The sequence below is a fragment of the Luteimonas sp. A611 genome (genome assembly GCF_054072715.1).
This window is the reverse complement of record NZ_JBSVRP010000009.1, coordinates 25742-32551: the sequence shown is the minus strand read 5'-3', so window position 1 is coordinate 32551 and position 6810 is coordinate 25742. Positions and strand designations below refer to the sequence as shown.

10 protein-coding genes are annotated in these 6810 nt (G+C 61.6%); all 10 read left to right on the top strand.

The features are described from left to right. The first annotated feature begins 522 nt into the window (after nt 1–522). The 10 genes from ACW5EG_RS16865 to rmuC all read left to right on the top strand — a co-directional run bounded on the left by ACW5EG_RS16865 (nt 523) and on the right by rmuC (nt 6798). Nucleotides 523–837, top strand: a complete 315-nt coding sequence (locus ACW5EG_RS16865; protein ID WP_457020488.1) for a hypothetical protein — start codon at nt 523–525, stop codon at nt 835–837. Nucleotides 838–986: 149 nt separating this feature from the next. Further along, on the top strand, nt 987–1340 hold the full coding sequence (locus ACW5EG_RS16860; protein ID WP_457020448.1) for a hypothetical protein: 354 nt from the start codon (nt 987–989) through the stop codon (nt 1338–1340). Between the two features lie 34 nt (nt 1341–1374). Continuing rightward, nucleotides 1375–1791, top strand: a complete 417-nt coding sequence (locus ACW5EG_RS16855) for a hypothetical protein (protein WP_457020489.1) — start codon at nt 1375–1377, stop codon at nt 1789–1791. A 27-nt stretch (nt 1792–1818) separates the two neighbouring features. Next, nucleotides 1819–2643, top strand: coding sequence for a hypothetical protein (locus tag ACW5EG_RS16850; protein ID WP_457020490.1), 825 nt, complete (start codon nt 1819–1821; stop codon nt 2641–2643). 101 nt (nt 2644–2744) lie between these two features. Further along, complete coding sequence (locus ACW5EG_RS16845; protein WP_457020491.1) at nt 2745–3158, top strand: ester cyclase; 414 nt, start codon at nt 2745–2747, stop codon at nt 3156–3158. Nucleotides 3159–3307: 149 nt separating this feature from the next. Next, a complete protein-coding gene (locus tag ACW5EG_RS16840; RefSeq protein ID WP_457020472.1) occupies nt 3308–3721 on the top strand; it encodes a hypothetical protein in 414 nt (137 codons plus the stop codon). Between the two features lie 64 nt (nt 3722–3785). After that, entirely contained in the window at nt 3786–4043 is a 258-nt protein-coding gene (locus ACW5EG_RS16835) for a type II toxin-antitoxin system Phd/YefM family antitoxin (RefSeq protein WP_132987067.1), read from the top strand. Then, on the top strand, nt 4031–4351 hold the full coding sequence (locus tag ACW5EG_RS16830; protein WP_457020471.1) for a type II toxin-antitoxin system RelE/ParE family toxin: 321 nt from the start codon (nt 4031–4033) through the stop codon (nt 4349–4351). The genes ACW5EG_RS16835 and ACW5EG_RS16830 overlap by 13 nt, the downstream gene beginning before the upstream one ends. 330 nt (nt 4352–4681) lie before the next feature. Next, the gene (locus ACW5EG_RS16825; protein ID WP_457020470.1) at nt 4682–4993 is read left to right on the top strand and encodes a cupin domain-containing protein; all 312 of its coding nucleotides are present in this window, start codon (nt 4682–4684) and stop codon (nt 4991–4993) included. A gap of 428 nt (nt 4994–5421) precedes the next feature. Next, nucleotides 5422–6798, top strand: coding sequence for a DNA recombination protein RmuC (gene rmuC, locus ACW5EG_RS16820; protein WP_457022448.1), 1377 nt, complete (start codon nt 5422–5424; stop codon nt 6796–6798). Nucleotides 6799–6810 lie beyond the last annotated feature (12 nt).

Here is a 6810-nt window from a genome sequence, read left to right as displayed (position 1 = left end):
ACGGTGGTCTGACACCGAGGCGTTATCGGGCGCGCACGTCGGGCTCTCGGCGCCTACGGTAGGGGAAACTCAAGACATAAGGCGTTAGGCCTCAATGAAAGCTGCTCTGCTTCTGACACTAACTGCAGCAACTGGCTGTGTTCGCACGCCAGAGCCGGTATCTGTCGTGGAGCCAGCGCCAAAGATCCATGCTGGCTACTACACAGAGGGCTTTGAGACCCTGGAGTTTCGTCCGTTGGTTGCGACACGGGAGCGCTGGTGGGTAGAGGGCTCGGTTCCCTGCGCCTTCCTGACCTTCAACCAAGAGCCCAATGCGCCTTGGCATCGCATCTACGTGGAGCTTGAAGGTTCTGTCTCATCACCTGGTCAATTCGGCCATATGGGAGCATATCAGCGCAAGCTATCCGTGGATCGGATGGTCTCTTGCAGGCCTCTGCGTGAGGGTGAGAGAGTTGAGCCCTAACAATTCATTCAAGCCGACACCGCTTCGCGGCGCGGCTTAATTCTGGTGTTAGGCACCACATGTGGCCACTCGGGACTCTTGATGCTTTGATTCTGGCTCCGGTAGCCGTACTGGCTATTGCAGCAATGTTCCTGCCTGCCAATCGCCGTCTGCGCATCGCATCCGTTGTTTCCTTGGCAGCAGTAGCACTTGGGTACACATTCCTCTGGCCATCTCCCCGCGCCGCCTTGGCGTACTACGAGAGTATCGGCGGCGCTTGGTCCAAGGACTGGCTCGCCGGTGTAGAGTCCATGCTGGCGGTCACTCGGCATCTACCAACTGTTGTTCTGCTGGCCGCCTTGCTGCTCGCCATTATTGCGTTACGCTCCAAATAGTCGGGCATCTCGGGCGGTGCCTAACAATTCGTTCAAGCCGAACGCGCTTCGCTACACCAACAACATGGCAGGTAGAGCTTGCCATGTTGTCGGCTCCGCTACGCACGTCGGCTTAACTCAGGCGTTAGGCGGCTATGCAGGAGAATCGCATGCGAGGGCCACAGTACTTGATCGCGCACGCCTGCTTTGACTGCCGCAAGAGCTTCAAAGTGGCGCCGCGTCCAGACTACGCTGCAACCTGCCCCGGCTGCGGGGGCACCATGCATGAGATGGGACGCTCCTTCAAAGCGCCGGCCGCAAAGGACTTGGAGCAATGGGCAAAGGTGCAGGCGCTATTCGTTGCCGGCTTTCGCTTCTTTAGCTACCGCAGCACCTCCGGGCCGCCCCTTCCTGCCAAACTTGCAGAAGTTGACGCCTTCGTCCGCGACAATCCGGCGCATCCACTACGGGTGGCGCCGCCTAACAATTCGTTCAAGCCGAACCCGCTTCGCGGGTCGGCTTAACTCAAGCGTTAGGCCGTGGAGGGCCGATTCTGATATGCGCTCGTATGTGATTTTTGCACTGATCTTTACTCTCGCCGGCGTGGTGCTGTCGTTCGCCGCAGACATTCCGGAACCCCAGTGGTTACGCATCACTCTTGCCCTCCTCTCACCCATCGCTGCTGCCGTGCTTGGGGTTCTGCTTGCGCAGCGTTCCGGACACTTAGCTCTCACCTGCCTGCTGGTAGTTGGCTTGGTGCTATCGGCAGTGATTTACGCGGCCACCTGGGGCGTGTTCCACTTCCTCGCACTTGGTGCCGGGGATTCGGTGCCGTTTTGGCGCTTGGCCCAAGTGGGAGGATGGACTTACATGCTGGGCTATTTGTCACATGCAATTGCTCCCGTGATTGGTCGCCTGCTGGTGCCACGGCCTAACAATGCGTTCAAGCCGAAGCCGCTTCGCGGCTCGGCTTAACTTAGGCGTTAGGCCGCAGGAGCGACCATGCTGGCGATCCTTCTAACAGCAGCTCTAGCAGCAGCGCCTCCCCTCACCGTGCGGGAGGCGAAAGCTCTGCCGCTAGCCGAGCTTGCCAGCCGGCTACTTGGCGCCGCCGGTTCAATCATGATTGATGTAGACCGCCCAAGGTTCGATAGCCTTGAGGCCGTGCGGTTCTATAGCCACGCAATTGCCTGGGGAAGCTACTTTGGCGTCTGCGCGGCTGACCGAATTACGGTTGAGTTCGATGAGCATGATCGCATCGAGGCGCTTCAATCAGAGCGGCGCTACGGTGTTGAAGGAGATATGTATCGAGCGCCTGGTAGCTGGACCTACGAGGAGTTCGGAAAGATTTGCTCGGCAGTAGAATCTACTCGCAACTACTTTCCTGCTCCTAGCCATGGTGCTGCACAAGACATCGCACGTTACGTGGACGCGATCTCAGGCTTGGGCCCATTCTCGGAGCAGAACTTTGATTACTCATGCACAGGCTTATGCTCGGATCAATCAAAAGACCTAGCCTGGCTTCGGCTCTCAGAGATCCAATCGGTCCGTGAGATCGATTGTGGCAATGTTTCGCTCGAGCTGCCGGATTGCTATGAGGTGACTGTTGGGTCCGGCGTGGGCCCGTTCCCAAAGATTTTTAGGGTGTACGGCTCCAGCTACATGAACAAGACTGTGATTCAACGCGTATCCGTCCACGTAAGCTCAACCTTAGCGGGTCTGCGGCCTAACAATGCGCTCAAGCCGACGCCACATCGGGGCGCAAACCACATGGCAGATACAGCTTGCCATGTGCTTCACGCCCCGCTGCGGCGCGGCTTAGCTTAGGCGTTAGGCGGCACAAGCACCCCCTTTCCCACTTCCGTCATCCGCCTTCGCTCCCACTCCCACTCCCGCTCCCGTCGTCGATTCAAGCAGCATTGGCCGGTATGACCGCACCCGAGCTAGAAAGCATCTATCACCGCTACCTCGCCTGCCTGAACGCGCAGGCATGGTTGGAGTTGGGAGCTTTTGTGCATGATTCAGTCATTCACAACAGCCGCCACTTGGGCCTCACTGGCTACCGCGACATGCTGAAGAGGGACTTCATGGAGATCCCTGATCTCCACTTCAAAGCCGAGCTACTGATTGTCCAGCCGCCGCGCTTGGCAAGCCGCTTGCACTTCCACTGCACGCCAAGAGCGAAATTTCTCCGCCTCGATGTGAATGGCAAGAAAGTCTCATTTGCCGAAAACGTGATGTACGAGTTCGCCGATGGGAAGATTGTTCGGGTTTGGTCCGTAGTTGACAAAGCTGCAATCGAAGCTCAGCTTGCAACGCCTGTCCCTGGAAGTGCCGCCTAACAATTCGTTCAAGCCGAACTTGCTTCGTTACGGCTTTGGCGTGGCAGGAAAAGCTTGCCACGCCAAAGCCCCCACTGCGCAAGTCGGCTTAACTCAGGCGTTAGGCGGCTATGGAAGCTATCGATCTCTTCGGGCCAAAGTTGAGCGCAATGATCATTGTCATCGCTTTGCTCTACTTCATAATTTCGTTTGCGCCCGTCTGGCTCCCCGCAAGCAAAGCCTTCCGGAGAAGATCGCGACTTCCTCGCCCGTTCCTGTTTGTCGGCACTGTTGCAGCTTTGGTCTATGGCGTCTTCTCGTTCCTCGCCTTTGCTGTTCTGTTGCCGGTTGAGGCGTACGGCATCTTCATCGCGCCGCAACTTGCGGCCGCGGAGATGGCTTCCGGCGCGGGCTTGCTTCGCGTCTCCGGCTTCTTCGTCGACTACTGGTGGGCATTCGTTCCTCCGGTTCAGTTGGCTCTGACGTGGTACATCACATCGCAGGTCGGGAGGCGGTGGGCGTACATCTGTGCGGCGCCGCCTAACAATTCATTCAAGCAGACACCACTTCGTGGCGCGGCTTAATTCAAGCGTTAGGCCTTTGCTCCAGCACTTGCGCGCGCCCAGAGTGATACTGTAGTGTCACTTGATGCGTACAGAACTCGTTACCACCCTCAAGCGCCAGGCGACTGAGCTCCTTTCCGATATCGAGCGGGACAAGGAGCCTATCCTCATCACGCAGCACGGCCTGCCGAGTGCGTACCTCGTTGACGTTGAGAGCTTTCAACTCATGCAGCGACGCATGACCGTGCTCGAGGGAATCGCACGCGGAGAGCAGGCGATTGCCGAGGGTCGCGTGGCGACGCACGCACAAGCTAAGAAGCGTCTTGCCAGATGGCTGAAATAGTCTGGTCAGAGCCCGCGCTGAGCGACCTGGATGCCATTGCCGACTTCATCGCGTTGGAGGATCCAGTCGCTGCCTCGGAACTGGTCAAACGCATCTTTGCTCATGTCGAGCAGCTTGCTGATCATCCAGAGAGCGGTAGCCGCCCACAGGAGCTTGGGCGGTCGCGGTATCGGCAGGTTGTGGAGCCGCCTTGCCGCGTCTTCTATCGCTACGATGGGCACAAGGTGTTCATCTTGTACGTCATGCGCGCGGAGCGATTGCTTCGGAAGGGGCAGCTGGCGCCTCGTACTCGACAGGCAAGGGCCTAACAATGCGTTCAAGCCGGTGCCGCTTCGCGGTTCGGCTCAACTCAAGCGTTAGGCGGGCAAATGCTTTCCCCGCAGCTCCTGTGCCGGGAAGCCGTCAAGGCGGACTGTCCAGACATGGTCGGGGTCCACTACGCCGCTGCCCGGGCATTGGCGTGCGCCGCAAGCATCCCGCATGTCTTGCTGTGTCGATCCCTGCGCTTACACTCGGCCCACGGATACCAGACGCCATCGGCGTTCGAAGCCCCGTGCACCTGACCACAGGGTGTCAACTTCTGCGTAGGAAGTCCCAGCCGCCTCGTCAGTCGGCTTAACCCAGGACTCGGACACGGCATGAAAGTCTTCCGTGGCAGCACCTTCAAGGCAGATCGCCCGTGGGGCGCGACAGACATTGCCAACATGGGCGGCGTCACGACGCGCCTTCACTGGACGGACCAGCCCTACAAGTGGCACATCAACGACGGGGAGGAAGTGTTTGCCGTCCTCGATGGTCGGGTTGAGATGCGCTACCGGGAGGCTGGCCTGGAGCACAGCACCATCCTTGAGACCGGCGACGTCTTCCATGCCGCTGTCGGTACCGAACATGTCGCCCATCCCATCGGAGAGGCCAGGATCCTGGTGATTGAGCGAGAGGGCAGTGTCTAGCCGCGCGGCCTGGTTCTGCTGCCAGGCCATGCGGGTTGCGCACCCCCTGCGGCCGGCTTGGTGTCCGCAGATGGCCGACGCCCAATCCCGCATCGGTCCAGCCACGACATCCACTTGAGTGGGGAGCCGATGGCCTTTCGCATTGCTATCGCCACCGTATCCACATTGGTACTCGCGCATGTAGACGGGCGTGGCTCCAACCCTTGGCGGCTGGAATCGTGCGAGCAGCCCACGTCGAGATAGTGGTCGTCTTTCATCTCGCTGCCAGGCGATTGTTTGCGAACGAACTGCGGCCCTCGTGCACGGGCGACATCATGAGCCGGCTCCACGACGCAGGCTTGCTGCTGGCGTCGCCCGGCATGCGGCTTGGGTGCCCGCGACCGGCCTCCGGCTCACGCACTGAGACGCTGCCCGCCTAGACTGTGCAGATGGACTCCACGACTCTTTTGATCGCGATCGCCGGGCTGCTGCTGTTGACGGTGGCGCTGCTGGCGGTACTGGTGCTGCGTCGCCCTGAGCAGGCCTTGGAACGGGCGTTGCGCGAGGAGCAGCGCGACGGCCGCAGCGAGCTGCGGCAGCAGCTGGACGGGCTGTCGGTCGCGCAGGAGCAACGGATCGACGCGTTCGGCCGGCGCCTGGACGACCTGGCCACGCGCACTGACCAGCGCCTGGACGTGCTGCGCGAGGCGCTGACCGACGATGCCCGCAAGGCGCGCGGCGAGCACGCCGAGCAGCAGCACCGGTTCGCCGAGGGCCTTGGCGTGCGCCTGTCCGAGTTGACCCAGCGCAACGAGCAGCGGATCGGCGAAATGCGCACGACGCTGGAGCAGCAGCTGCGTGCGCTGCAGGAGGACAACGCGAGCAAGCTGGAGAAGATGCGCGAGACGGTCGACGAGAAGCTGCAGAGCACGCTCACCACGCGCCTGGATTCTTCGTTCAAGCTCGTCTCCGAGCGCCTGGAGCAGGTGCAGCGCGGGCTGGGTGAGATGCAGCAGCTGGCCACCGGCGTGGGCGATCTCAAGCGCGTGCTGAGCAACGTCAAGACGCGCGGTGGCTGGGGCGAGGTGCAGCTGGAGAACATCCTGGAGCAGACCCTCACCGGCGAGCAGTACGCGCGCAGCGTGCGGGTGCGGCCCGACAGCGCCGAGACGGTGGACTTCGCGGTGCGCCTGCCCGGGCGTGGCGCGGACGCGGCGCCACTGTGGCTGCCGATCGACTGCAAGTTCCCGCGCGAGGACTACGAGCGCCTGCTCGATGCGCAGGACCAGGGCGACCCGGAGCTGGTGCGCAGCACCGGCGCGCAGCTGGAGCGGGCGATCCGCATCCAGGCCAAGTCGATCTGCGACAAGTACGTGGTGCCGCCGCACACCACCGATTTCGCGGTGATGTTCCTGCCCACCGAGGGCCTCTACGCCGAGGTCATCCGCCGCCCCGGGCTGACCGATGCCTTGCAGCGCGAACACCGCATGGTGGTGGCCGGCCCGACCACGTTCACCGCCCTGCTCAACAGCCTGCAGATGGGCTTCCGCACCCTGGCCATCGAGCAGCGTTCGAGCGAGGTGTGGAAGCTGCTGGGCGCGGTGAAGAGCGAGTTCGGCAAGTTCGCCGGGATCCTCGAGCGCGCCGAGAAGCAGATCAATACCGTCGGCAAGAGCCTGGGCGATGCCAGCCGCAAGACGCGGACCATCGAGCGCAGGCTGCGTGGGGTGGAAACACTGTCGGTGGAACAGTCGCAGGCGCTGCTCGGCGATGAGCTCGAGGACGACGAGGCGCAGGACGCGCCGCAGGGCGACGACGCGCCCTGAGCGCCGCCGGGC

What these genes read in the sequence shown, in the direction of transcription:
- ACW5EG_RS16865 (WP_457020488.1), top strand. Translation starts at nt 523, where the DNA reads ATGTGGCCACTCGGGACTCTTGATGCTTTGATTCTGGCTCCGGTAGCC.
- ACW5EG_RS16855 (WP_457020489.1), top strand. Translation starts at nt 1,375, where the DNA reads ATGCGCTCGTATGTGATTTTTGCACTGATCTTTACTCTCGCCGGCGTG.
- ACW5EG_RS16860 (WP_457020448.1), top strand. Translation starts at nt 987, where the DNA reads ATGCGAGGGCCACAGTACTTGATCGCGCACGCCTGCTTTGACTGCCGC.
- ACW5EG_RS16840 (WP_457020472.1), top strand. Translation starts at nt 3,308, where the DNA reads ATGATCATTGTCATCGCTTTGCTCTACTTCATAATTTCGTTTGCGCCC.
- rmuC (WP_457022448.1), top strand. Translation starts at nt 5,422, where the DNA reads ATGGACTCCACGACTCTTTTGATCGCGATCGCCGGGCTGCTGCTGTTG.
- ACW5EG_RS16825 (WP_457020470.1), top strand. Translation starts at nt 4,682, where the DNA reads ATGAAAGTCTTCCGTGGCAGCACCTTCAAGGCAGATCGCCCGTGGGGC.
- ACW5EG_RS16845 (WP_457020491.1), top strand. Translation starts at nt 2,745, where the DNA reads ATGACCGCACCCGAGCTAGAAAGCATCTATCACCGCTACCTCGCCTGC.
- ACW5EG_RS16850 (WP_457020490.1), top strand. Translation starts at nt 1,819, where the DNA reads ATGCTGGCGATCCTTCTAACAGCAGCTCTAGCAGCAGCGCCTCCCCTC.
- ACW5EG_RS16835 (WP_132987067.1), top strand. Translation starts at nt 3,786, where the DNA reads ATGCGTACAGAACTCGTTACCACCCTCAAGCGCCAGGCGACTGAGCTC.
- ACW5EG_RS16830 (WP_457020471.1), top strand. Translation starts at nt 4,031, where the DNA reads ATGGCTGAAATAGTCTGGTCAGAGCCCGCGCTGAGCGACCTGGATGCC.